This is a genomic window from Cedecea neteri NBRC 105707 = ATCC 33855 (genome assembly GCF_001571265.1).
In the GTDB taxonomy this organism is placed as follows: domain Bacteria; phylum Pseudomonadota; class Gammaproteobacteria; order Enterobacterales; family Enterobacteriaceae; genus Cedecea; species Cedecea neteri.
Map to the genome: position 1 here is coordinate 1 of NZ_BCTL01000059.1, position 22450 is coordinate 22450.

The 22450-nt window shown below is 55.5% G+C and carries 26 protein-coding genes; 16 read left to right on the forward strand and 10 right to left on the reverse strand.

Annotated elements, in window-relative coordinates; all coding sequences use genetic code 11:
• Positions 1 to 128 precede the first annotated feature (128 nt).
• Genes CNE01S_RS20850 through CNE01S_RS20880 form a run of 7 tightly spaced genes read right to left on the reverse strand, consistent with a single transcriptional unit; the run spans position 129 to position 6445 of the window.
• Entirely contained in the window at positions 129 to 2228 is a 2100-nt protein-coding gene (locus CNE01S_RS20850; RefSeq protein ID WP_061278224.1) for a flagellar biosynthesis protein FlhA, read from the reverse strand.
• The gene (flhB, locus tag CNE01S_RS20855) at positions 2215 to 3354 is read right to left on the reverse strand and encodes a flagellar biosynthesis protein FlhB (protein WP_061278227.1); all 1140 of its coding nucleotides are present in this window, start codon (positions 3352 to 3354) and stop codon (positions 2215 to 2217) included. The genes CNE01S_RS20850 and flhB overlap by 14 nt, the downstream gene beginning before the upstream one ends.
• Complete coding sequence (gene fliR, locus CNE01S_RS20860) at positions 3354 to 4127, reverse strand: flagellar biosynthetic protein FliR (RefSeq protein WP_061278229.1); 774 nt, start codon at positions 4125 to 4127, stop codon at positions 3354 to 3356. Before fliR ends, flhB begins: the two co-directional genes overlap by 1 nt.
• Before the next feature lie 3 nt (positions 4128 to 4130).
• The gene (gene fliQ / locus CNE01S_RS20865) at positions 4131 to 4403 is read right to left on the reverse strand and encodes a flagellar biosynthesis protein FliQ (RefSeq protein WP_039291011.1); all 273 of its coding nucleotides are present in this window, start codon (positions 4401 to 4403) and stop codon (positions 4131 to 4133) included.
• A 2-nt stretch (positions 4404 to 4405) separates the two neighbouring features.
• The gene (fliP, locus tag CNE01S_RS20870; RefSeq protein ID WP_061278231.1) at positions 4406 to 5176 is read right to left on the reverse strand and encodes a flagellar type III secretion system pore protein FliP; all 771 of its coding nucleotides are present in this window, start codon (positions 5174 to 5176) and stop codon (positions 4406 to 4408) included.
• Entirely contained in the window at positions 5173 to 5574 is a 402-nt protein-coding gene (fliN, locus tag CNE01S_RS20875; protein ID WP_082763260.1) for a flagellar motor switch protein FliN, read from the reverse strand. Before fliN ends, fliP begins: the two co-directional genes overlap by 4 nt.
• A complete protein-coding gene (locus tag CNE01S_RS20880) occupies positions 5561 to 6445 on the reverse strand; it encodes a FliM/FliN family flagellar motor switch protein (protein WP_061278233.1) in 885 nt (294 codons plus the stop codon). The genes fliN and CNE01S_RS20880 overlap by 14 nt, the downstream gene beginning before the upstream one ends.
• A 510-nt stretch (positions 6446 to 6955) precedes the next feature.
• Here CNE01S_RS20880 and CNE01S_RS20885 point away from each other — a divergent pair.
• The 9 genes from CNE01S_RS20885 to CNE01S_RS20925 are packed head-to-tail and all read left to right on the forward strand — an operon-like array spanning position 6956 to position 15978.
• Positions 6956 to 7999 carry a sigma-54 interaction domain-containing protein gene (locus tag CNE01S_RS20885; protein WP_096754147.1) on the forward strand — a complete coding sequence of 348 codons (1044 nt, stop codon included), beginning with the start codon at positions 6956 to 6958 and terminating at the stop codon, positions 7997 to 7999.
• Between the two features lie 19 nt (positions 8000 to 8018).
• Entirely contained in the window at positions 8019 to 8381 is a 363-nt protein-coding gene (gene fliE / locus CNE01S_RS20890; protein WP_061278237.1) for a flagellar hook-basal body complex protein FliE, read from the forward strand.
• A gap of 10 nt (positions 8382 to 8391) precedes the next feature.
• The gene (fliF, locus tag CNE01S_RS20895; protein ID WP_061278276.1) at positions 8392 to 10068 is read left to right on the forward strand and encodes a flagellar basal-body MS-ring/collar protein FliF; all 1677 of its coding nucleotides are present in this window, start codon (positions 8392 to 8394) and stop codon (positions 10066 to 10068) included.
• Positions 10037 to 11071 (forward strand): flagellar motor switch protein FliG, encoded by a 1035-nt coding sequence (locus tag CNE01S_RS20900; RefSeq protein WP_061278239.1) that lies wholly within the window; start codon positions 10037 to 10039, stop codon positions 11069 to 11071. The genes fliF and CNE01S_RS20900 overlap by 32 nt, the downstream gene beginning before the upstream one ends.
• 2 nt (positions 11072 to 11073) lie before the next feature.
• Complete coding sequence (gene fliH / locus CNE01S_RS20905; RefSeq protein ID WP_061278241.1) at positions 11074 to 11820, forward strand: flagellar assembly protein FliH; 747 nt, start codon at positions 11074 to 11076, stop codon at positions 11818 to 11820.
• A complete protein-coding gene (gene fliI / locus CNE01S_RS20910; protein WP_061278243.1) occupies positions 11813 to 13132 on the forward strand; it encodes a flagellar protein export ATPase FliI in 1320 nt (439 codons plus the stop codon). The genes fliH and fliI overlap by 8 nt, the downstream gene beginning before the upstream one ends.
• Positions 13133 to 13138: 6 nt before the next feature.
• A complete protein-coding gene (gene fliJ / locus CNE01S_RS20915) occupies positions 13139 to 13576 on the forward strand; it encodes a flagellar export protein FliJ (protein ID WP_061278245.1) in 438 nt (145 codons plus the stop codon).
• Positions 13577 to 13586: 10 nt separating this feature from the next.
• Positions 13587 to 14999: a glycosyltransferase family 2 protein gene (locus tag CNE01S_RS20920; protein ID WP_061278246.1), complete on the forward strand. Its 1413-nt coding sequence runs from the start codon at positions 13587 to 13589 to the stop codon at positions 14997 to 14999.
• A 34-nt stretch (positions 15000 to 15033) separates the two neighbouring features.
• On the forward strand, positions 15034 to 15978 hold the full coding sequence (locus tag CNE01S_RS20925) for a hypothetical protein (RefSeq protein ID WP_061278248.1): 945 nt from the start codon (positions 15034 to 15036) through the stop codon (positions 15976 to 15978).
• A gap of 63 nt (positions 15979 to 16041) precedes the next feature.
• Here the strand turns inward: CNE01S_RS20925 and flgN are convergent, their stop codons facing one another.
• The 3 genes from flgN to flgA form a co-directional block, all read right to left on the reverse strand.
• Complete coding sequence (gene flgN / locus CNE01S_RS20930) at positions 16042 to 16479, reverse strand: flagellar protein FlgN (RefSeq protein ID WP_061278250.1); 438 nt, start codon at positions 16477 to 16479, stop codon at positions 16042 to 16044.
• Positions 16480 to 16482: 3 nt separating this feature from the next.
• Entirely contained in the window at positions 16483 to 16755 is a 273-nt protein-coding gene (gene flgM / locus CNE01S_RS20935; protein ID WP_061278251.1) for a flagellar biosynthesis anti-sigma factor FlgM, read from the reverse strand.
• 138 nt (positions 16756 to 16893) lie between these two features.
• Entirely contained in the window at positions 16894 to 17409 is a 516-nt protein-coding gene (flgA, locus tag CNE01S_RS20940; protein ID WP_061278253.1) for a flagellar basal body P-ring formation chaperone FlgA, read from the reverse strand.
• An 87-nt stretch (positions 17410 to 17496) separates the two neighbouring features.
• On the opposite strand from flgA, the gene flgB reads away from it, so the two are divergent.
• From flgB to flgH, 7 genes are read left to right on the forward strand one after another with little or no spacing between them, the layout of a single operon-like run.
• The gene (flgB, locus tag CNE01S_RS20945; RefSeq protein ID WP_038474859.1) at positions 17497 to 17847 is read left to right on the forward strand and encodes a flagellar biosynthesis protein FlgB; all 351 of its coding nucleotides are present in this window, start codon (positions 17497 to 17499) and stop codon (positions 17845 to 17847) included.
• Between the two features lie 22 nt (positions 17848 to 17869).
• Positions 17870 to 18295 (forward strand): flagellar basal body rod protein FlgC, encoded by a 426-nt coding sequence (flgC, locus tag CNE01S_RS20950; protein WP_038474857.1) that lies wholly within the window; start codon positions 17870 to 17872, stop codon positions 18293 to 18295.
• Between the two features lie 2 nt (positions 18296 to 18297).
• Positions 18298 to 18972 (forward strand): flagellar hook assembly protein FlgD, encoded by a 675-nt coding sequence (gene flgD, locus CNE01S_RS20955; RefSeq protein WP_061278254.1) that lies wholly within the window; start codon positions 18298 to 18300, stop codon positions 18970 to 18972.
• Positions 18973 to 19007: 35 nt separating this feature from the next.
• The gene (gene flgE / locus CNE01S_RS20960) at positions 19008 to 20222 is read left to right on the forward strand and encodes a flagellar hook protein FlgE (protein ID WP_061278256.1); all 1215 of its coding nucleotides are present in this window, start codon (positions 19008 to 19010) and stop codon (positions 20220 to 20222) included.
• Positions 20222 to 20953 (forward strand): flagellar basal body rod protein FlgF, encoded by a 732-nt coding sequence (locus CNE01S_RS20965; RefSeq protein ID WP_061278258.1) that lies wholly within the window; start codon positions 20222 to 20224, stop codon positions 20951 to 20953. Before flgE ends, CNE01S_RS20965 begins: the two co-directional genes overlap by 1 nt.
• An 18-nt stretch (positions 20954 to 20971) precedes the next feature.
• The gene (gene flgG, locus CNE01S_RS20970) at positions 20972 to 21757 is read left to right on the forward strand and encodes a flagellar basal-body rod protein FlgG (protein ID WP_061278260.1); all 786 of its coding nucleotides are present in this window, start codon (positions 20972 to 20974) and stop codon (positions 21755 to 21757) included.
• A gap of 27 nt (positions 21758 to 21784) precedes the next feature.
• On the forward strand, positions 21785 to 22450 hold the full coding sequence (flgH, locus tag CNE01S_RS20975) for a flagellar basal body L-ring protein FlgH (protein ID WP_061278262.1): 666 nt from the start codon (positions 21785 to 21787) through the stop codon (positions 22448 to 22450).

Genomic DNA, 22450 nt, shown 5'->3' on the forward strand with positions numbered 1-22450 from the left:
AAGTGACGGTGACTTCCCCGAGTCGTTCACCGATGCAGTGGCGATATATGAAGTCATACCGGAGGTGAACGGAACCTTAGCCGATTCTTCATAGAAGGTATTCTCTCTTAGATCAGCGCGAAGCCTTATCACGCCAATGTCCCGACAATCTTCAAATCACTGTCGTCCGGCACCTCGTTATAAGACAGCACATGCAGGCCAGCGCTAAACAGGCGGCCGTAACGCGCCAGAATCGGGCGTAGCTGCGGCGTCACCAGCAGAAGCGGCGGCAGGCTTTTGGCCTTCATCTGCTCGTATATCATCGGCATGGTATTTTGCAGCTGCGCCAGAATATTGGGGTCAACCGGGAAGCTGTCCAGCGCCACTTTCCCAGCCTGTTGTGCCTGGTTCAGGGCATTCAGCAGCAGGTTTTCCAATTCGTTATCAATGGTGTAGGCGGCAAGCTGGCTGCGGTCGCCATTGATATTATGCAAAATGGCACGGCGCAGGGCGTAGCGCACATCGGCGCACAGCAGTTGCGGATCTTTGGTCACCGCGGCGCTTTCCAGCAGCGTGGCGGCAATGGTGACGATATCCTTCAGCGAAACTTGTTCCAGCAAAAGCTGTCGGTACACTTTCAGCAGTTGGCTGAAATTCAGCGCGGTCGTTAAGTCTTCCGCAAGCTTAGGCGCCTGCAGCGCCAGGCGCGCATGGAGATGAGTAATATCGTCATAGTTGAACAGGTCGGGCAAATGCTGGCGCGCGACTTTGTTGACATGTGTGGCCACCACGCTGGCGCAGTCCACTACCTGATAGCCAAGATTTAACGCCCGCGGCTTTTGGTCAGGATCAATCCAGACGATAGCCATTCCGTAGGCCGGGTCGGTGTCCAGTACGCCGTCGATTTCGCCGTACAGCTCGTTGCCGGGGATAGCCATTAGCTTTTCCGCGTTCACTTCCCCCAGCGCCACCCGAATACCGTTGATGTGGATGGCGTACTGGGCGGGCTTGAGGCGGAAGTTTTCGCGAATGCGGATCTCTGGAAGCAGCACGCCGCAGGTCTCCGAGATAACCTGGCGCGCCCCGCGAATACGCTGCGAAAGCGGGCTACCTTTGGCGGTATCCACCAGCGTAACTAGCTTGTAACCAAGATTTAAACCAATCGGCTCTACCAGCGGAATGCTGTCCCAACTGACGGTAGGTTCCGTGTCAGGGATGAGAGCCTCCTGAATCGCCATCATGTCATCATCCTGCTGTTGCGCCGGCTGAACGACTTTGCCCTGCCGCCAGGCGGCAAACAGCAGCAAGGCGGTAAAGCTCAGGAAGGCGATATGCGGCATGCCCGGTACGATGGCAAGAATGAACATCACAAACGCGGCGGTATAAAGCACGTTCGGGCGAGCGAGCAACTGCGTCTTAATTTCGTGGCTGACATCGCCGCCGTCGCTCACGCGGGTCACGATAATGGCCGCCGCGGTCGCCAGCAGCAGCGATGGGATCTGCGCCACCAGGCCATCACCAATCGTCAGTAGCACGTACTGCTGGAAGGCGTGACTGGCATCAAGATCGTATTTAAAAATACCAATACAAATCCCGCCGATCACGTTGATGATAAGTACCATGATCCCGGCGATGGCATCTCCGCGAACGAACTTCGAAGCTCCGTCCATCGCGCCGTAAAAATCGGCTTCGTTGGCAACGTCTTTACGTCGCGTTTTGGCCTGCTGCTGATTGATTAAACCGGCATTCAGATCGGCATCAATGGCCATTTGTTTGCCGGGCAGGGCATCAAGGGTAAAGCGGGCCGACACCTCAGAGATACGCTCGGCGCCTTTGGTGACAACCACGAAGTTGATGATCATCAGAATGACGAACACCACAAAGCCGACCACGAAGTTCCCGCCAATAACCACCTGACCGAAGGCCTCGATCACTTTCCCGGCTGCGCCTTCTCCTTCATGACCGTGCAACAGCACTACGCGCGTGGAGGCCACGTTTAGCGTCAGGCGCATCAGCGTGGTGATCAGCAGCAGCGTCGGGAAGACGGCGAAATCCAGCGGACGTTTGCTGTTTACCGCCACCAGCAGCACGATGACCGCCAGCACGATGTTGAAGGTAAACAGGATATCCAGTACCAACGGTGACAGCGGTAAAATAATCATCGCCAGCACGCTGAGCAGCAGAACAGGCACGCCCACGTGCGTTTGCCTCAGCACAGTCACGGCCTGGGTAAACTTATTGTTCGCCATCGGCTTTTAATACCTCTTTTGGAATGTCTATCTGCCTGTTAAGGCGGGGTTTTTGCTCAATGCTTCCCGCCCGCCAGGCTCTCACCTGCATCACGTAAGTCAGGACATGGGCAATCGCGCGAAACAGCGGCGCTGGAATTTGTTGGTTAACGCGGGTGGTGTAGTACACCGCGCGAGCCAGAGGTGGAAACTCGACGATTTCCACGCCGTGATTCTGGGCGACTTCACGAATAAACATCGCCACGTCGTCCACGCCTTTCGCCACGATGTAGGGCGCTTCAGCCTTGTTCGGGTCATACTTCAGCGCTACGGCGTAGTGGGTTGGGTTGGTGACGATAACGTCCGCCGAAGGCACCGTTTTGTTGATTTGGCCCATCGCCATTTGACGCTGTAGCTGGCGAATACGGCCTTTAATCTGCGGGTTACCGTCGTTGCTCTTATGTTCTTCCTTCACTTCCTGCTTGGTCATGCGCATTTTTTTGGTGAACATAAATTTGCTGAGCGGCACGTCCAGCAGGGCGAAGATAACGATCACCGCGACAAAGTAGCTGATGACATGGTGAAAAATATCAAACCCGCTGGTGATGGCCTGGCGCAGGTAAAGCTGCTGCAGGTAAAGCAATCCGGCCAGCGAGTCGTTCACCATGGTGTAAAGCACGGCGAGGATCACGCCGCATTTCAGCATCATCTTGCCAACCTCAACATAGTGGCTGCCGGACACCATGCGTTTAAGCCCGCTTATCGGGTTAATTTTCTTAAAATCCGGCAGCAGCTTGTTGGGGGTAAATATCCAGCCACCGGGGATCAGGCTGGCAATAATGCAGGCCACGGGGATCGGCACCAGCGTGGCGATAAACTTAAGGATAACCAGCACGTTAAGCATCATGAACTGGCTTAACGCGCCGCTGTCATCCAGCCGCCCGGCCATTCTGCCCACGGATAAAAACGACTCGCTTATCAGCGATTTGTAATACGGGAAGAAGCTGCTTATCGTCACGAAAGAGGCCACCAGCCCCACCGCCATGGTCAAGTCTTTTGAGCGCGGAATATCTCCTTTCTGCCGGGCTTTACGCAGCTTACCCGCCGTAGGTTTTTCGCTCTTATCTCCGCTTGAGGATGACGACATTACTGCACCCTTATGGCGTCAAGCCGGGCGAGGATCTCATTGGTCAAATTGAGATAGTGCTCCGGGATATGGGAAACAATCATCGTGATGCACAGCAGGCCAAACAACATGCTGATGGGAAAACCGAGTGAAAACAGGTTCAGCGTCGGCGAGACGCGGTTCAGCAGGCCAAACCCGCCCTGCACAATCAGCATCACAAAGGTGGTGGGTAACGCAATCAGCGTGGAGGCAGACATGATCCAGCCGAGGCTTTGCGCCAGCTGTTTTAGCGTGGGTTCATTGATCGCCTGCCCGATAGGCCAGTAGGTGAAGCCCTTCACCAGAATCGTCACCACCAGCAGATGACCGTCCATGATAAAAAACAGCAGGGCGCAGAAAACAAAGATGATTTGTGAAATCACCGCCGTCGAGCCGCCGTTAACCGGGTCGTTCATCATTGCCATGCCGAGGCCCATATTCATCGACAGAATATGGCCGGCGGTTTGCAGCGCAACGAAGACAAGCTGCATCGTCATGCCAAACAGCAGCCCCCAAAGCAGCTGTTCACCGATAAGCAGAATTGCCCTCATCGACATCAGTTCGTTCAACACCACATTATTGTGCAGCATCGGCGTAATCAGCACCGTCAGCGTCAGCGCGGTGGCGATTTTAATCCGACGAGAGAAAGCCTTGCTGTCGAGCACCGGGCAAAAGTGGATGAATGCCAGAATGCGCACAAACGGCAGGATCATCGCCATCAGCGGATTAAGCAGATCGTGAATGTTGATTCCCATGCGTCAGCCGACCAGCGAAGAGGCCTGGTGAAAGATTTCGGTCGTGAAGTCCACCAGCCGGGTCAGCATCCATTTGCCGCCAAAAATCAGCACCAGCAGCGTGACCACCAGGCGAGGCAGGAAACTCAGCGTCTGTTCATTAATCTGGGTGGTAGCCTGAAAAATACTGACGCACAGGCCTACCAGCAGGCTAGGGACAATGGCCACGGCAGAAATCAGCAACACCAGTTGAATGCCGGAGGCCATGATGTCACCGGCGGTATCCATGTTCATCATCGTTACAGCCCCTGAACGCTGGAGGTCAGCGTACCCACGATAAGCGTCCAGCCATCACACAGCACAAACAGCATCAGCTTAAAGGGCAGCGAGACAATCAGCGGGGACAGCATCATCATCCCCATCGCCATCAAAATACTGGCGACAATCAGGTCGATGACCAGGAACGGGATGTAAATCATAAAACCAATCTGAAAGGCCGTTTTCAGCTCGCTGAGCAGGTAAGCAGGCGTCACGACCGTCAAGTCCTGTTCGCGCGCGTCGCCGGATACGCCGGCAATGCTCATCATTTGCGACATGGCCTTATTGTTGGTCTGCGCCAGCATGAACTTCTTCAGCGGCACTTCGGCGGTCGCCAGGGCTTGATTCAACGTGATGTTATCGTTTTGAAAAGGCACCACGGCGTCGTTGTACACGGTGGTCCACACCGGGCGCATCACCAGCAGCGTCAGGGCCAGGGCGATGCCGGTAAGGATTTTGTTCGGTGGGCTTTGCTGCAGCCCCAGCGCCTGGCGCAAAATCGCCAGCACGATGATAAAGCGCGTGAAGCAGGTCATCATCAGCACCATGATCGGCAGCAGGCCGAGCAGGGTCATCAGGATCAGGATTTCAATTTTGACGTTGTAATCCTGGCCCGCGTCAGTGTTGTTGGCGCTAAATAAGGTCACCTCGCCGTTGGCGGCAAACAGCAGCGGCGAGAAGCACAGGCCGAGCATCAGCAGAGCCGCAAGGCCGCTTTTTCTGCTCGTCAGGGCGTGTAGCAGGTTGCTCATCCCGCCAGCTCGCCCAGGTTTTTGTTGTTGAACTCGGTAATGCGCAGCCCGTACTTATCGTTTAGCACCACGACTTCGCCTTTACCAAACAGAATGCCGTTAACCTTTATATCCAGCGGCTCACCGGCGAGTTTGTCCAACTCAACCACGGAGTCGTTGGTGACCGACATTAAATCGGCCAGCGAGATCTCCACCGAAGCCACTTCCAGCGTCAGGGTAACGGGAATACGGCTGAACAGCGACATCTTGCGGATCTGATCCATAGGATTTGCGCGAGAGGTGTTTTCCTGCAAATCCAGGCGGATGTTGCCCTCCACGGTCTCTTCCTGTGGGATATCGTCGAAATTCAGATCGTCCAGATCCAGCGTCTGGTTCAGCTCTTGTTCAATTTGACTCATAGTGATTCTCACCCGCTTTATCGTTAAATTCACTCAATAGCAATTTGCCGCGATCTTCCGCAATTTCAGCGGTAAAAATCTGTTCTTTGCCGATAAAAATCGGTATGGGTTGGTTAAGAGAAATGGGAATAATATCCCCCGGTTCAATATCTGCAATTTGTGCGACAGTGAGGTTCAGCGACGCCAGGCGGCCATTCAGCCTCAGCGGCAGATCGTAGAACAATCTTTCTATTTGCCCGGCGCTCAGGGCGGACTCTGGCTCGCCGTCTCCACTGTCTGGCGTCCGAAGCATGGCCAGCATGCGATCCACATGCAGGTGGTCGAGCAGGAGGGTAAATGCGCCTTGCTCGTATCCCTCCAGGCTAAACGTAATACACCACGACCACTTGCTGATAACCGTGGAGTAATCATTCTTTATTTCTAGCTCCTCGCCGAAAGTTTCTTTATTGACGATAAGCGCAGTCAGTTCCTGGCCTAATTTGTTTTTTAGCCGTTCTTCCGTTTTAGAAATTGGCTGAGATAAATCCGGCACGACCTGCGCACTGTCTTTACTCAGTCCATAGTAATCGTGAAGAATATTCAGCAATAAAATACGATCAATATCGAAACCGAGATTGCCGTAATCGGTAGAAAAAACCAGCGTGTTTTTGTAATTTCTATCAATGGTAAATGTCATATTTTTTAACATGACGTTTACTCTGAATTTTTTAAGGAAATAAATACTCAGTCTTGCATCAAGGGTATCGAAGCAATCATTCATGATTTTAGGTAACTTATGCCAGGGGCGGCCAAGCTTATTTACTTCCAGTTTCACCAGGTCGGGAAGCCGATCGCGGTGATGGATTCTGAGTCGTTGTAATACAGGCTGCATAATTCTTCCGCATAAGCATGGTGTCTGACGATGTTGGTGATGAGATTCATTATTGATTCATCGCTCGCCAAAGAAAAATTTTACCTGATATTTAAGTTTCTATTATGAGATGACGCTCTTTATTCGTCGACACGGGTTGATAATCAAAACATCTCATCACTTTTTTTCAGGAAGGTGATTAAACTCTTTTCTGTTTGTTGTTGCAATAGTTTCAGGCTTATTAATCTATTATTTAATTACGTGTTATAGTGATTAATAACTTTTTTAACTCTTTGTATTTAAAAGATTAATGTTTTAATACCCATTAAAAATGAGACAAATTAGTCGTCTTACGTATACTGACGCTCAATTGATAGCCGTGGTGTTGAAATGCTGGCGGTTAAATAACCTGGCGACTGACGCTGAAATTGAACGGTCTTAATTTTTTCTTTCTCTTTACGATTAAAGAACAAGTTAAGTCGGTTTTGCTGTCCTCGTTAGTTAGAATTTACTCTAAGTGGGTGATGCATCATGAATATGTTTATTGACCATAACGCAGGAAACGTTAATGGCTTTGTGGCCAGTGCGCCTGCCAGCGTAAGTGTATTTTTACTTGCTCGTCGGGTGGCTAAGTTTAATGTCTCAGTGCTGGTGACGGGTGAAACTGGGACGGGAAAAGAATGCGTAGCCAAATATATTCATGAGCACGCTGCAGGCAATGATGCCCCCTATGTAGGAGTTAACTGCGCAGCGATTCCTGAAAGTATGCTAGAAGCTATTTTATTTGGCTATGAGAAAGGTGCCTTTACCGGGGCGGTTGCCAGCGTGGCCGGTAAATTTGAGCAGGCAAACGGCGGTACGTTATTACTGGATGAAATTGGTGACATGCCGCTGGCGCTTCAGGCAAAACTATTAAGGGTTTTGCAGGAGCAGGAAGTTGAGCGTTTAGGCAGCCATAAAAAAATCCCACTTGATATTCGACTGATTGCTTCCACAAATAAAGATCTGCAGCTTGAAATTGCCGAGGGCCGTTTTCGCCAGGATCTTTTCTACCGTATTTCCGTGGTGCCTATTCATATTACGCCGCTGCGTGAGCGTCAGCAGGACATCATTCCGCTGGCCCAGCGTTTCATTGCCAAATACCACACCTTTCACCAGGGCAAAATTCAGCTGTCTGAAGATGCTCGCCAGGCGCTGCTGAGCTACGACTGGCCGGGGAACGTTCGCGAGCTGGAGAATGTTATCCAGCGCGGGCTGATCCTCTGCAATGGCTCCGAGATTAGCGCTAATGACTTCGGCCTGACGCCCGTCATGCAGCCCCCTGGCGGCGCGATTGGCATCATGCCGGCCTGGCATGAAACCAGCCACCGTGCTGAAAACGGTGCGCCAGCCGCAATCCGTAACGTCAAGCTGCACGGCCGCATGGCTGAGTATCAGTACATCATCGATCTGCTGAAGCGCCATCAGGGCAACAAATCGAAGACGGCGCAGTTTTTAGGTATTACCCCTCGCGCGCTGCGTTACCGACTGGCTTCGATGCGTGAAGAGGGCATTGATATTGGGTGTTACTCCTGAAAAGGAGAAGGAAACCACTATGGATAAGATTTCAGGATTAGGTATGCCGATGGGGCAGCAGGAAATGCTGATGCGGCTGCAGCAGACGGCGGCAAGCGTCGGTACAGGCGCTATCGCCGCACCTCAGACTCTCTCGCCGTCGGTGACCGGCGCCACTCCCGCCGTTTCGTTTGGCAATGTCCTTAACCAGGCCATCAACAACGTTGACCAAATGCAGCACGCAGCCAGCGCCCGTCAGGCCGCTATCGACACTGGATTAAGCGACGATTTAACGGGCGCAATGATCGAAAGCCAGAAGGCCAGCGTGGCGTTTACAGCGATGGTGCAGGTGCGTAATAAGCTCACCACCGCGCTGGATGAAGTGATGAACATTGCGCTCTAAGGGCCTTACCGTGTTAAACAAAATCAAAACTCAGCTTGCGGCGCTGCCGTTGCCGCAGGGAAAGCATAAAAAATGGCTTATAGCTGCCGCCGCCGTGTTGCTAACCGGCGCGATTGTGGCCTCACTGTGGCGCAGCGGCGGCGGCTATGTCGCGCTGTATGGCGCACAGGAAAATCTGCCCACCGGCCAGGTGGTTGAAGTGCTGGGCGCAGAAAACATTGCCTACCGGATTAACCCCGACAACGGGCAGATTCTGGTGGCTGAAAACAAACTGTCGAAGGCGCGCATGGCGCTGGCGGCGAAGGGCATCAGCGCGGCACTGCCGGAAGGTTACGAGCTGATGGACAAAGAAGAGATGCTCGGCAGCAGCCAGTTTGTGCAGAACGTTCGCTACAAACGCAGCCTCGAAGGGGAGCTGTCAAAAAGCATCATGGGCCTGGAGCCGGTCGAACTGGCGCGCGTCCACCTTGGGTTAAGTGAAGCCAGCTCCTTCGTGATGAGCAATAAGCCTGAGAGCAGCGCGTCGGTTATTGTCCAGCTTCGCCACGGCAAAACCCTTGATGAATCGCAGGTCGCCGCCATTGTTCAACTGGTTTCCGGCAGCGTTCCGGGCATGAAGGCGAGCAGCGTGCGTGTCGTGGACCAGGCCGGTAATTTGCTTTCCGAAGGGTTGCAAAACGGTGGCAGTCTGGCCGGCATTCGTCAGGCTAATGACGTCGTGCAGCGCATGAAAATGGACACCGAAAAGAACATTTCCGGGCTACTGACCTCGCTGGTGGGCAGCAATAACTTCCGCATCAGCGTGGCGCCTCAGGTTGACATGAGCAGCGTGGAAGAGACCCAGGAGCGTCTGGGGAAAGACGCCCGCGTCAGCGATGAAAATATCAGCCAGGAAAATGTCACCAACGAGCTGGCAATTGGCGTACCGGGCTCGCTCAGCAATCGCCCCACAAACCAGCCGCCTGCGGCAGCGAATGCACCGGCTAACGCAAATGCTAACCGGGCTCAGGCGGCTAATCCACAATCCCTCAGCAGCCGCAATTCTGAACAGCGTAAATACGCCTATGACCGCGATATCCGCCATATCCGCCACCCTGGCTACCAGCTTGAGAAGCTGCGGGTTGCTATAGCTCTGAACCAAACCGCGCCTGCGTTGGCGAAGATCACACCGGAAAAACTGGCTGGCCTGACGAGGCTGGTCGAGGACGCAGCTGGCATAGACAAAGCGCGCGGCGACTCGCTGACGCTTGACGTGATGGCCTTTACCGAACCTGAAGCGACGGCCTTCCCGGTACTGAAATGGTGGCAGGATCCGCACATGCAGTATTGGGGGCAAACCGGCGGTATTGGGCTGCTGGCGCTGTTAACCCTGCTGTTTGGCGTACGCCCGGTCGTGCAGCGCTTCAGCCGGCGCGAAGTGGCGGTGGTCGAGGCTGCGAACGAACCACAACTGGAGAGCGGTACGCTGCTTGAAAATGAATTAATGGCCAGCGATGACACCCTGGCGGCAGGCCTGCCTAAATCGTCGTTCCAGAACGATGACAACCTGCCGCCGCAGAGTTCTGGCCTTGAAACGAAAGTCGAATACTTACAGATGCTCGCCCAGAGCGAAACCGAACGCGTGGCGGAAGTACTGAAACAGTGGATCAACAGCAATGAGCGAACCAACAGTAAGCAAGAGCAGTAAAAACGGCGCCGGGAATGGGCGCTCCCGCATCGAGCAGGCGGCGATTCTACTGCTGAGCGTAGGGGAAGATGCCGCCGCTCAGGTGATGCAGAAGCTGAGCCGGGAAGAAGTGATTTTGCTCAGCGAAACGATGGCGCGCCTGCATGGCGTCAAGCTAACGCAGGCTCGCCAGGCAATGAACAACTTCTTTCAGGACTACCGTGAGCAGAGCGGGATTAACGGTGCCTCGCGCACCTACCTGCGCAGTATTCTGGAAAAAGCCCTCGGCGGCGAAATTGCGCGTAGCGTGATTAATGGCATCTATGGCGATGAGATTCGCTACCGCATGGCCCGCCTGCAGTGGGTGGACGTGCCGCAGCTGGCGGCACTGATTGAGCAGGAGCACTTGCAGCTGCAGGCCGTATTTCTCGCTTTCCTGCCGCCGGACGTCGCGGCCAGCGTGCTAAGCGTGCTGCCCCAGGAACGCCAGGACGAAATCGTGTATCGCATTGCCAAGCTGGATGACGTTAACCGGGACGTTATCGACGAGTTGGACAGGCTGGTTGATCGTGGCGTGGCGGTGCTTTCCGAGCACGGCTCCAAAGTGACCGGCATTAAACACGCGGCCAATATCGTCAACCGCATCCCGGAAAACCAGCAACTTCTGCTGGACCAGCTTCGCGAGCGTGACGAAGACGTGGTGGACGAGCTGAAGGACGAAATGTACGAGTTCTTTATTCTCAGCCGCCAGAACCAAAACACGCTGCAGCGTCTGATGGAAGAGATTCCGATGGAAGAGTGGGCGGTGGCGCTGAAGGGCACCGAGCCGGTGCTGCGTCAGGCTATCTGCAACGTGATGCCAAAGCGCCAGGTACAGCTGCTGCAGAGCACTACATCGCGCCTCGGCCCGGTGCCGGTCAGCCGAATTGAGCAGGTACGTAAAGAGATCATGGGCACCGTCCGCCAGCTCGCCGAAGACGGCGAAATCCAGGTGCAGCTGTTCGCGGAGCAGACGCTGGAATGACCATGTTTAAAAATGCGAAAGCCGCCACGTTGAGCAGCCTGACTGCCCGGCGCCAGGGCGTGATTAAGCCCAGACTGCATAAATTCCCGCCGCTGCGCAAAAGCTGGCAGCAGGCAAGCCTCGAACAGTCGGGTCAGGCATTAGACCCGGAAGCGTACCAGCAGCAGCTGGTTCAGGGGTTTCAGGATGGCCTGAACCGCGGCTTTGCTCAGGGAATGGAAGAGGGGAAGGAAGAGGGATATCAGGAAGGGGCTCGCCTCGGCTTTGACGAAGGGATGCGTAAAGGGCTGGAAGAAGGAAAGCTGCACGCTCGCCAGCTGTTTCTTGATGCTGCCGAGCCGCTGGATGGCGTCGCCAACGAGCTGCGCCAGTATCTCAGCGCTTATGAACAACGCCGCCGCGAAGAACTTTTGCAGCTGGTGGAAAAAGTCACCCGCCAGGTGATTCGCTGCGAGCTGGCGCTGCATCCTACCCAGATGCTGACGCTGGTAGAAGAAGCATTGAATGGTCTGCCGCAAATCCCCGAACAAATTCGCGTCTTGCTCAATGCAGATGAATATCAGCGCATCAGTGAAGCCGAACCGGAGAAAGTCCGCCAGTGGGGCCTCTGCGCCGACCCGGATCTCGACGCCGGTGAATGCCGGGTCGTCACGGAGACCAGCGAAATGGATATCGGCTGCCAGCATCGCCTTGACCAGTGCATGGATGTGCTGAAAGAAAATCTGCTGCCGGAAACGCACGATGAGTGATCTGGACTTCGCGCAGGCGCTGCGCTCCATTGAAAACATCAATCTTGCTCGCGTGGCGGGCAGGCTGGTGCGCGTGAACGGCATCCTGCTCGAGTGCGTGGGCTGTCGCCTGGCGGTCGGGCAGATGTGCCGTGTGGAAAGCGCCGACAGCGAACTGATCGATGCCCAGGTCGTGGGGTTTGACCGCGATCTGACCTGGCTGATGCCGTTTAAACACCCGACCGGTTTAATCGCCGGTGCGCGCGTCTTCCCGGCAGACAAACAGGAAGGCGTGATGATCGGCGACCGCTGGCTTGGCCGGGTGGTTAACGGGCTGGGCGAGCCGCTGGACGACAAAGGCAAATTGACGGGCGACACACCGCTGCCGCTGCAGTTGCCCCAGGTTCACCCGCTGACGCGCCAGGGCGTGGAACAGCCGCTCGACGTGGGAGTGCGCACCATCAACGGCCTGCTGACCATTGGCAAAGGCCAGCGCGTTGGGCTGATGGCGGGCAGCGGCGTCGGGAAAAGCGTGCTGCTGGGGATGATCACCCGGTACACCCAGGCGGAGGTGGTGGTGGTCGGGCTTATCGGCGAACGCGGACGTGAAGTGAAAGAGTTTATTGAAAACTCTCTGCAGGCCGAAGGGCTGGCGAAGTCGGTTATCGTCGCCGCGCCGGCCGATGAGTCACCGCTGATGCGCATTAAAGCGACCGAACTTTGCCACACCATCGCCAGCTATTATCGAGACAAAGGTAAAGATGTTCTGCTGCTGGTGGACTCTCTGACGCGTTACGCGATGGCTCAGCGCGAGATTGCGCTCTCGCTCGGCGAACCGCCCGCCACCAAAGGCTATCCACCTTCGGCCTTTGGCATGATCCCGCGCCTTGTGGAAAGCGCGGGCAACAGCACCGGCAGCGGAACCATGACCGCGATTTATACCGTACTGGCGGAAGGGGACGATCAGCAGGATCCGATCGTTGACTGCGCCAGGGCGGTGCTCGACGGCCACATCGTGCTTTCTCGCCACCTTGCCGAAGCCGGACACTATCCGGCCATCGACGTGGGGCAGTCCATCAGCCGTTGCATGAGTCAGGTGACGGATCGCCCGCACCAGCTGGCGGCCAGGACCCTGAAACAACTGTATGCCGAATACCAAAGCATCAAGCCACTGCTGCCGCTGGGCGGCTACGTTGCCGGGGCCGATCCGCAGGCCGATCGGGCGGTAAAACTGGCGCCAGCGATTACCCAGTTTCTTCAGCAAGAGGTGCATGAACCCGCGCCGCTTGCCAATACCATCAGTGATTTATGCCTGCTGTCGCAGGCGGGATAACAGACCATGAGCAAACTGATTGCCACGCTTGAACAGCTGCATATGCTGCGTAATCGGGCGGTAAAAGAAACCGGCGCACGGCTCAATACCCAGCAACAGCTGTGCCAGCGCTATGAAAAAAACATCAGTACGCTGACATCGCTCGCTGCCGGTATAAGCCCGGAGAGCGGTAACTCGGCGCTGCAGATGGTGAATCACTCCGGCTATAAGCGCACCCTTCAGCGGGTCATCGACTGGCAGAAGCAGGAGCACGCGCTGGCCGAGCTGGAAGCCCGCCAACTGCAGGGTGCATTGCTGCGTGAGGCGAAACGTGAAAAAGGCCTGGAGGTGGTGCTCGAGGCAAAACGCAGCGAACGCCATGCAGAACAAGAGCGGCGTGAACGAAAGACGACGGATGCCGTGTCCGCTCAGTGCTGGCTTCGCCAGCGGCTTGCTCATCGTTAAGAGTTACCCCATGAAACCTACCGCTAACCGCAACACCTTGCTGGATAATCTGTTCAAACGCCAGCGCGCCGCCGCGCCACAAAAAACGCCCTTTGTCAGCGTCGTTTGCCCGACCTGGAACCGACGTGAATTTCTGCCTTACCTGCTCTATATCTACCAATATCAGGATTATCCGGCGGATAAGCGCGAACTGATTTTGCTGGATGACTCCCCCGAGAGTAATCAAGATCTGGTCGACATGATGATTGACCCGGCGCTGCATAACGTGCGTTACATTCATAGTCCTGAACGCCTGCCGTTGGGGAAAAAACGCAATATGCTCAACGAGCTGGCGACCGGGGAATACATCATCAGCTTTGACGATGACGATTATTATCCGCCGGAAAAAATCTCGTACCAGGTGGCTGAGATGCAGGGCCATAAGGCGCTGTTTTCCGGCTGCGACCAGATTTACGTTTGGTACAGCCATCTCAACAAAATGTACCTCACCCATTCGTTTGGCCCACGGCATGCGCTCAACGGAACTTTTGGGTTGCATCGCAACCTGCTGAAGAAAAATCGCTATAAGGACGAAGAGACTCTGGCGGAGGAGCAAGCGTTTCTCAATAACTTCACCACGCCGGTGCTGCAAATCGCGCCTGAGAAAGCAATTGTCTGTATTTCCCACAGCAGCAACACCTACGACAAAGACTTCATTATGGGCAGCAGCACGCCGGTGGATCTGCGCCTTGAGGATGTGGTGAAGGATGAAAACCTGCTGGCGCATTACCGCCGCTTAAGCCGCGCGCCGCTTAATCAGCAGGTGCAATGGTCGGTCTTCGACAAAGTTGCGGTTATCTACCCTGCGCAGCGGGAAGCGGAGCTGGAGGCACAATGCCAGGGGCTTATTGACTTCGGTTTTACAGCGGGCCAGCTGCTGCCGGTGGTGCTTCATCAGGACGAAGATCCGGCGCTTGCCGAACTGAAAACCCACAGCGCAGTGCTGGAGCAGGCTCAGCGTGAGGGCTGGCGTAACGTAGTGCTGCTGGATTCGGCGGTGCATTTTGTGAAAAAAGAGAACTCGGTACGGCAGGTGAACGCCCTGCTGACCAAACTTGAACATATCGACTGGCAGGCGCTGATGCTTGGCGGGAAATACGGCGCACTGCGTTTGATGAAATCGCTGCCCGGCGTGGGGCGCGTGCAGGCCTCTGAACACGGCTGTGCCTATGCCGTTAATGCCAGTTTTTACCCCACTTTGCTGGCCGCCTATCGTGAAGCCATCGCCGCAGCACAAACCCGAGATGAGGCCTGGCTGCCGCTATTTGCACAAAGCTGCTGGCTCGGCTTCTACCCGAGCTTTGCGTTTATCCAGCAAACGCTGGACGGCCAGAGCGGCCAACCGATCGACTGCACCCACTGGTTTTTCCGTAAACAAAGCTAAAAAAGGGAAGGCCGTGGCCGCCCTGGAGAGAGAAATGGATATCATCGAACGTTATCAACCTGAATTTGTGCTTCGCCATGCGGCCCTGAATCCTGTCTGCGAGTGTCCGGCCTGCCGCCAGGCACCAGAGGGCTGGCCATACGTAAGCGTAAACCTGACGACTCAGGTTCGTGAAAGCCTGGATCCCGGCTGCGAGAGCGTTGCCCGAGAACTGCTGCTTAACCCGCAGGCGTTTGTACTGCAAATCTCGCAGGGTGAGACTCAAGGTGCCGTTGAACTGACGGCATGGGATGAAATGCTCAACCAGCAGTGTATTAATCTGGCGGTGCATCCGGCACTCTCCCTGGAGGCAAGCCTGTACGCTCTCGGCGTGCTGCTAAGCAAAGCGCAGCAATATCTTGCTGATGATAACTGCGATCCCGCGCAGCTGGTTGCTTTGGGTGAACAGCTTGCTCAGCTGGCTGAACGTGGCGTACTGGAGCAGCAGCTGGCAATGCTGCCCCCAATTGAAGAAAACCTTATTGCGGCACTAAAGGCGATGGGCGCTATGCGCCTGGATCTCAATTTGCCGCTCGCAGAGAAAATGAGCGTGATGTTGAAATTGAGTGAATTAGGCGTCATGTCTGCCAGCCGACTCAGCGAGCGCTTATTGGAGCTGCAGGCCAGCCTTCAACGCTCTGAATGGGTAACGACACAGCCACATATATTACGTAATGTGCTGCTTTACCGCCTGTACCACGATGTCTTCCCCGGCCCGGGTTGCGAAAACTACGGGGCCGCTATGTTCTCGCTGGCGCAGGATTTCTTCCAGTTGAAAATGTTGATTGCCGTGGGGATGGGAGGAGAGCAAAGCCTGGCGGAGAATAGGCTGACTGCGCTGTTTAGCGCCTGGTATCGCTGGCGGCAGGCCAACCCAACGGTGATGCAGAAAGATCACAGCGCGGACTACAGCCTGCTTTGCGGGCTGTCGCTGTTATAAAACAACGCCCCGTTACCGCCTGAACGGGAACGGGGGAGCCGCCACATCGATTTAAAACTAGCCTTAAACTTGCTGATAAAACCAGTTTTCTGGCTCGCTGCTGTTGACCAGATTTTCCAGAATCTCTTGCTGCATCCCCAGCAATAATCCATTGCCTTCGTTGGTCGTTTGGCAACGCGTGGCCTGGTTTTCCAGGTCTGACCAAAGCGCATTGACCTGACCCTGGTGCGAAGCCGGGAGGTTTGCAAACAGGGACTTAATGCCTTGTGGACCGGCAGGGATACCCAAACCGGCAAGCGTGGCGTAACGCTGCTGGCTATTAACGGCGAGGCGCTCATAAATCTGGATGAGCTTACCGTTCAGCTCATCCAGCTCGGCAGACCGGCGGCCAACAATAAGCTGACGTTGCTGCTCCAGCAGGGCGTTAAGCTCGGTGTAGTATTTGCGGTCAGCAATCATATCTGCAATTAACTGCTTCACGCCCTGGGCTGATTTGCTCATCACTTACCTCTGATAGTATTTCTGCATCGCGCCGGTCAGCTCATCCAGATTCAGGCTGATTTTTCCTGCGCTGATGGCCTCTTTCATCGCTTCAACGCGCGCCATATCAACGTCCTGCATCGCGGCCATGTTCTTCTGTGCCTCACCCAGAACCGGGTCTACCGGGCGAGTTTTTTCGCTACCTGCACTTTCTTCAGCCTGCGGGCGAGTCTGCCCGGCGGTGTGGGTGCTAAGCGCAGTTACGGCAGGGCTGAACTGGGTTGTATTCACTTTCATCGCTGTTCTCCGGTTGCTCGGTGGTTCTGTTTTTTATTGAGTTGCAAGGTGATTCCATCGGGAGGAAAGCTTCTTTCCTATTCCCTTACCGGTGTAAAGCGACCCGGCAACAGCGAAACTTTAATCGCAAAATTAAAATTATTTTGTAGCAGCGTTGAGCATACGCACCACGCCCGCGTCGTCGACGACGGCGCTGACCACCCGCTGACTGCTTTCGTTTTTCACTTTAATCATTTCGCCTTTTCGCCCCTTTTTCATCGCTTCGCCGACGGTTCTCGCTTCAATGCCGTCCTGCCGGGCAACCATCAGCACGCGCTGGCCGCGTTCAACCAGCACCGGGGAGTCAAGGTGCGCGCGGGTAATCGGCTGCTCGGCGCGCAGGCGTCGCTTCAGCGTCATGCCGATGGCTTCTTTGGGGTCGGTCAAATAGCCCGCGCGGGCAGCAGAAGCCTGAAGCGTTTTCAGCTGAACATCTGCCTGGGTTAGCACATGCCCGCGCTCAAGCGCGCTTCTGGCGACCACGACATTTTGTTCCGCGGCGAGAAGCGTTGCGGGCAACATCAGCCAACCTAACGTGGCGGCAAGGCGGAAAGAAGAGAGGAAATCGGGTTTCCTTTTAGGGCTAAGTAACTTGGTAAAACTATTGATATTCATGATGTTATAACTCTGGCACGATAATTGCTATACAAGTATGTATTCGCGATTTTTCGCCGTTGTTTTTCCATCACGAGGATGTGGGCTGTGAGTATTTCTTTTGACAAAGCATTGGGTGTTCATCCGCAGGCAGTAGCACTTCGACTTTCCCGAGCAGAGCTGCTATCCGCCAACCTGGCTAACGTCGACACCCCAAACTTCCAGGCTAAAGATATTGATTTTGCCGCGGAGATGCAACGTTCAGCGTGGAGTTTTTCAACTGACCCTTCGCCGCAGGAAAAATATCGCGTGCCATACCAGCCTTCTTCCGATGGCAACACCGTCGCCTTAGACGTGGAGCAGGCTGAGTTTTCGAAAAATGTGCAGGACTACCAGGCAAGCCTGGCGTTTCTGAACATGAAGTTTGTTGGCCTGAAAAAGGCTATCGAAGGGAAATAACGAACTCAGGTAAGCATGCAAGATGGCATTTAACAATATCTATCGTGTTTCAGGCTCGGCTATGACGGCGCAGACCGTTCGCCTGAACACCATCGCCAGCAACATGGCGAACGCCGACTCACCCTCGGCGACTGAGAATGGCGTCTACAAGGCACGCCGCCCGGTATTCGCCTCGGTTTATCAAAACGATGAGCTGATGGGCAACCGGGCGCTGACCGGGGCAAGAGTGCAAGTGATGGACGTGGTTGAAACCGGCAACGCGGTGCAGCGTTATGAGCCTAACCACCCGATGGCCGACGACCGCGGCTACGTCTACTACCCGGACGTTAACGTGGTCGAAGAGATGGCGGACATGATGTCGGCCTCACGCAGTTTTGAAACCAGCGTGGACGTGCTTAACAGCGTGAAAAGTATGCAGCAGAGCCTGCTGCGCCTTGGAGAAGTGTGAACATGAACGTGAATAACGACACCAGCAACTTTAGCGCCAACGGCGACGGCGGTGTGGCAAATAACGGCAGCGCCGCGGGCATGAACGGCCTGTTTATGCAGCTGCTGGTCGCGCAAATCCAGAACCAGGATCCGCTTAACCCAACGGACGGCACCGAATATGTCGGCCAGCTGGCGCAGCTGACCCAGGTGCAGTCGATGGAAACCATGTCCCAACTGATGGCCAACAATGCCGTGCTGATGGACAACCTGCAAACGCTGAGCACCGGAAACCTGGTGGGGCAGAAGGTGATGGTGCAGAGCAATAGCTTTACCTCCGACGGCACAACTTCGGTTGATGGCCGGCTGACGCTGGAACATGCCGCTGGCGTCGTGACCGTGATCGTTAAGGATTCCGCCGGAACTGAACACAAAATCGAGTTGGGTAAGCAGGAAGCCGGGCAGGTGGATTTTGCTATCGACCCGGAGGAGATGGGGCTGGCAGAAGGGAAATACACGCTCAGCGTGGTGACCGACACCGGGGAAGAAACCGTGCCGATTGAGCTTGGCGGCATCATCAACAATGTGCGCATCCCGCTGGACGGCAGTGCCACCATGCTCAACATCTCGGGCCTGGGCGAAATTGCTTACAACTATATTAGTCAATTTGGACAATCTGCCCCTGCCGGTAAGGCATGAGTCAGGGACAGTAAACATAATCAGGAAGACATTCTATGAGCTTTAGCATTGCAACCTCCGGCCTTAATGCCATTACCGAACAGCTGAATGCGATTTCTAACAACATCGCCAACTCCGGCACCGTAGGGTTTAAGTCCGGCCGTGCGGAATTTTCCGCCCTGTACGCGCAGAGCCAGCCGCTTGGCGTGGGTGTCACCGGCATGACCCAGAGCATTAGCCGTGGCGGGGCCATCAATGCCACCGGTAATGGCCTGGATTTGGCTATCTCCGGAAACGGTTTCTTCGTGGTACGCGACAGCGCGGGCACCACGGCCTATACCCGTGCGGGCTATTTCGGCACCGACAGCAACGGCAACCTGATCAACAGCTCCGGCATGAACCTGCAGGGTTACCCGGTTGATGCCAACGGCGTGCTGCAGGTGGGTAGCGTTGGCAATTTGACCATCAGCAGTGGTTCCATTGCGGCGAAAGCAACCGACAGCCTCGATTTTACGGCTAATCTGGACGCTCGCGCGGAGAAGCCTGTGACGGGAACGTTCACTCCTAAAGACAACACGTCTTACAACAACACCTACGCGACGCAGGTCTATGACTCGCTGGGCCGCGAGCACACCATTAACCAATATTTTGTTAAGACAGGCGATAACACCTGGGAAGTACACTACTTCATGGATGACCAGGAAATGCCAGCCCCAACCGATCCCAGCACGGGCTTGCCATCTAATACCATTGAATTTACCGATCAGGGCGTATTGAAGACGCCAAACGGTGCGCTCAACCTGTCTTTTGCTATTCCTGGCGCGCAGCCGTTGTCCGTCGACCTGAACTACACCGGCACCACGCAGTACGGCTCTGACTTCTCGGTTAGCAAAAACAAAGGCAGCGGCTATGCGTCCGGTGAGAAAACCGGCCAGCAGATCGGTGAAGACGGCTCGGTATATGCCACGTTTTCTAACGGCGAGCGCATGCTTCAGGGGCAGCTGATTTTAGCCAACTTTGCGAACCCTAACGGCCTGGCCGCGCAGGATGGCACCACCTGGATGCAAACCGCAGCATCAGGAACACCGCTGACCGGTGCGGCAGGTAGCGGCCTGCTGGGCATTATCAAAGCCGGCGCGCTGGAAGCGTCTAACGTTGATTTGACTTCGGAACTGGTTGGGCTGATGAGCGCCCAGCGTAACTACCAGGCGAATACCAAAGTCATTAGTACCAACGACAGTATGATGAACGCGCTGTTCCAGGCTGTGTAATGGACCACTTAATCTACACCGCCGTCAGCGGCGCAAACCGCAGCCTGTCCCAGCAGCAGATCCACGCCAACAACCTGGCGAACGTGAATACCCAGGGATTCCGCAGCGATCTGGAAAGCGCTCAGGCACAGCAGATTGAAGGCGCGGGCTATGGCTCGCGCTATCTGGTGCAGCCGACCAACGGCGGCATTGACATGACGCCGGGCTCGATGAAGCAGACCGGCCGTGACCTTGACATTGTCCTGCGCGGGAGCGGCCTGATTGCCCTCGGCAGCGGCAACCGCGAAGTCTACACCCGTAATGGCCAAATTGACGTTGGGCCGGAAGGCGACCTGACGATTAACGGCCTGCCGGTGGAAGGGGACAACGGACCTATCGTGCTGCCGCCATTTTCACAAATCTCCATTGCCCAGGACGGGGTGATAAGCATTGTGCCGGACGACGGCGGCCCTGCCGTACCGGTGGAAATCGATCGCCTCAAGCTGGTGGATATCCCGGCCGGACAGCTACAGAAAAACAGCGCCGGGTTCCTCGTCACGAACGCGCTGAACAATCCGCGCAACGAAGAAGTGATGGTGGCCTCCGGGCATCTGGAAAGTGCCAACGTTTCGGCCATCAGCGAGATGGTGTCGAGCATTGCGCTGAACCGTCAGTTCGAAGCGCAGATCAAGATGATGAAAGCGGCGGAAGACCTGGCCACGGCGGGCAATCGCCTGCTGCGCGGCAGTTGATGACAAGGATAACGAACGATGAATCCAGCTTTATGGGTAAGTAAAACCGGGCTCGCGGCGCAGGACGCCAAAATGGGCGCAATTTCCAACAACCTCGCCAACGTGAATACCTCCGGGTTTAAGCGCGACCGCGTGATGTTCTCGGATCTGTTTTATCAGAACCAGCGCGCACCCGGCGGCCAGCTCGATCAGAACAACACGGCGCCGACCGGCATTCAGTTCGGCAGCGGCGTGAAAATCGTCGGCACGCAGAAAGAATTCTCCACCGGCAACATCCAGAACACCGGGCAGGATCTGGACGTGGCGATTACCGGCCAGGGGTTCTTCCAGGTGGAAACGCCGGATGGCGAAATGGCCTATACCCGTGCGGGCAATCTGCAGCGTAATCAGGAAGGGGTGATCACCAACGCAGCTGGCCTGCCGCTGGTGCCGCAAATTGAACTGCCGGCCAATACCAAAGAGATTCAGATTGCCAAAGACGGCACGGTGATGGCGCTGGTGGGCGGAGAAACCGACCCGGTTGAGCTGGGGCAGATTACCCTGGTGAACTTCGTCAATCCGGCCGGTCTGGAAGCGGTGGGCGGCAATCTTTACCGCGAAACTGCCGCCAGCGGCGACGCGGTGGAAGGCATCCCCGGCGAAGAGGCGTTTGGTCAGTTGGAACAGGGATCGCTGGAAGGCTCTAACGTGCAGGTCGTCGAGGAGATGGTGGACATGATTACCGTCCAGCGCGCCTACGAAATGAACGCCAAAATGGTGTCCGCCGCTGACGATATGCTCAAGTTTGTCACCCAGACGATGTAATGATGGGCCAATGAAGTGAAGAGAGTCATGAAAAAGCAGTGTGTTATCGGTTTACTGGCATTGATGCTGGCCGGGTGCGAAAGCCCGGCTTTGCTGGTGCATAAAGACGATGCGGCCTACGCGCCACCGGAAGATTTTGTCATGCCGGAAACGGCGGTGCAGGGCGGTGGCGTCTACAACGGCGGCTATAACTGGTCGCTAACCCAGGATCGCCGGGCCTACCGCGTGGGCGATATTCTGACCGTGCGTCTCGATGAGTCAACCCAGGCCAGTAAACAGGCGCGAACCAACTTCGGTAAGAAAAACGACGTCACGCTTGGCGTGCCTCAGGCATTCGGACACTCGGTCGACAAACTAAGCGGTTCCGTTGACGGCGAGCGCAACTTCAACGGCAACGCCAGTTCCCAGCAGCAAAACAGCCTACGCGGTTCCATTACCGTCGCGGTGTTCAAAGTGTTGCCTAACGGCGTGCTGGCGGTGCGCGGAGAGAAGTGGCTCACCCTTAATCAGGGGGATGAGTACATGCGCGTTACGGGCCTGGTCCGTGCCGATGACGTAGAGCGTGATAACACCGTTTCTTCCCAGCGCATTGCTAACGCCCGCATCTCGTATGCAGGTCGCGGCGCGCTGAGTGACTCGAACGCTGCAGGCTGGTTGACGCGTATTTTCAACCACCCGCTGTTCCCTATCTAA

What these genes read in the sequence shown, in the direction of transcription:
- CNE01S_RS20850 (WP_061278224.1), bottom strand. Translation starts at nt 2,228, where the DNA reads ATGGCGAACAATAAGTTTACCCAGGCCGTGACTGTGCTGAGGCAAACG.
- flhB (WP_061278227.1), bottom strand. Translation starts at nt 3,354, where the DNA reads ATGTCGTCATCCTCAAGCGGAGATAAGAGCGAAAAACCTACGGCGGGT.
- fliR (WP_061278229.1), bottom strand. Translation starts at nt 4,127, where the DNA reads ATGGGAATCAACATTCACGATCTGCTTAATCCGCTGATGGCGATGATC.
- fliQ (WP_039291011.1), bottom strand. Translation starts at nt 4,403, where the DNA reads ATGATGAACATGGATACCGCCGGTGACATCATGGCCTCCGGCATTCAA.
- fliP (WP_061278231.1), bottom strand. Translation starts at nt 5,176, where the DNA reads ATGAGCAACCTGCTACACGCCCTGACGAGCAGAAAAAGCGGCCTTGCG.
- fliN (WP_082763260.1), bottom strand. Translation starts at nt 5,574, where the DNA reads ATGAGTCAAATTGAACAAGAGCTGAACCAGACGCTGGATCTGGACGAT.
- CNE01S_RS20880 (WP_061278233.1), bottom strand. Translation starts at nt 6,445, where the DNA reads ATGCAGCCTGTATTACAACGACTCAGAATCCATCACCGCGATCGGCTT.
- CNE01S_RS20885 (WP_096754147.1), top strand. Translation starts at nt 6,956, where the DNA reads ATGAATATGTTTATTGACCATAACGCAGGAAACGTTAATGGCTTTGTG.
- fliE (WP_061278237.1), top strand. Translation starts at nt 8,019, where the DNA reads ATGGATAAGATTTCAGGATTAGGTATGCCGATGGGGCAGCAGGAAATG.
- CNE01S_RS20900 (WP_061278239.1), top strand. Translation starts at nt 10,037, where the DNA reads ATGAGCGAACCAACAGTAAGCAAGAGCAGTAAAAACGGCGCCGGGAAT.
- fliH (WP_061278241.1), top strand. Translation starts at nt 11,074, where the DNA reads ATGTTTAAAAATGCGAAAGCCGCCACGTTGAGCAGCCTGACTGCCCGG.
- fliI (WP_061278243.1), top strand. Translation starts at nt 11,813, where the DNA reads ATGAGTGATCTGGACTTCGCGCAGGCGCTGCGCTCCATTGAAAACATC.
- fliJ (WP_061278245.1), top strand. Translation starts at nt 13,139, where the DNA reads ATGAGCAAACTGATTGCCACGCTTGAACAGCTGCATATGCTGCGTAAT.
- CNE01S_RS20920 (WP_061278246.1), top strand. Translation starts at nt 13,587, where the DNA reads ATGAAACCTACCGCTAACCGCAACACCTTGCTGGATAATCTGTTCAAA.
- CNE01S_RS20925 (WP_061278248.1), top strand. Translation starts at nt 15,034, where the DNA reads ATGGATATCATCGAACGTTATCAACCTGAATTTGTGCTTCGCCATGCG.
- flgN (WP_061278250.1), bottom strand. Translation starts at nt 16,479, where the DNA reads ATGAGCAAATCAGCCCAGGGCGTGAAGCAGTTAATTGCAGATATGATT.
- flgM (WP_061278251.1), bottom strand. Translation starts at nt 16,755, where the DNA reads ATGAAAGTGAATACAACCCAGTTCAGCCCTGCCGTAACTGCGCTTAGC.
- flgA (WP_061278253.1), bottom strand. Translation starts at nt 17,409, where the DNA reads ATGAATATCAATAGTTTTACCAAGTTACTTAGCCCTAAAAGGAAACCC.
- flgC (WP_038474857.1), top strand. Translation starts at nt 17,870, where the DNA reads ATGGCATTTAACAATATCTATCGTGTTTCAGGCTCGGCTATGACGGCG.
- flgD (WP_061278254.1), top strand. Translation starts at nt 18,298, where the DNA reads ATGAACGTGAATAACGACACCAGCAACTTTAGCGCCAACGGCGACGGC.
- flgE (WP_061278256.1), top strand. Translation starts at nt 19,008, where the DNA reads ATGAGCTTTAGCATTGCAACCTCCGGCCTTAATGCCATTACCGAACAG.
- CNE01S_RS20965 (WP_061278258.1), top strand. Translation starts at nt 20,222, where the DNA reads ATGGACCACTTAATCTACACCGCCGTCAGCGGCGCAAACCGCAGCCTG.
- flgG (WP_061278260.1), top strand. Translation starts at nt 20,972, where the DNA reads ATGAATCCAGCTTTATGGGTAAGTAAAACCGGGCTCGCGGCGCAGGAC.
- flgH (WP_061278262.1), top strand. Translation starts at nt 21,785, where the DNA reads ATGAAAAAGCAGTGTGTTATCGGTTTACTGGCATTGATGCTGGCCGGG.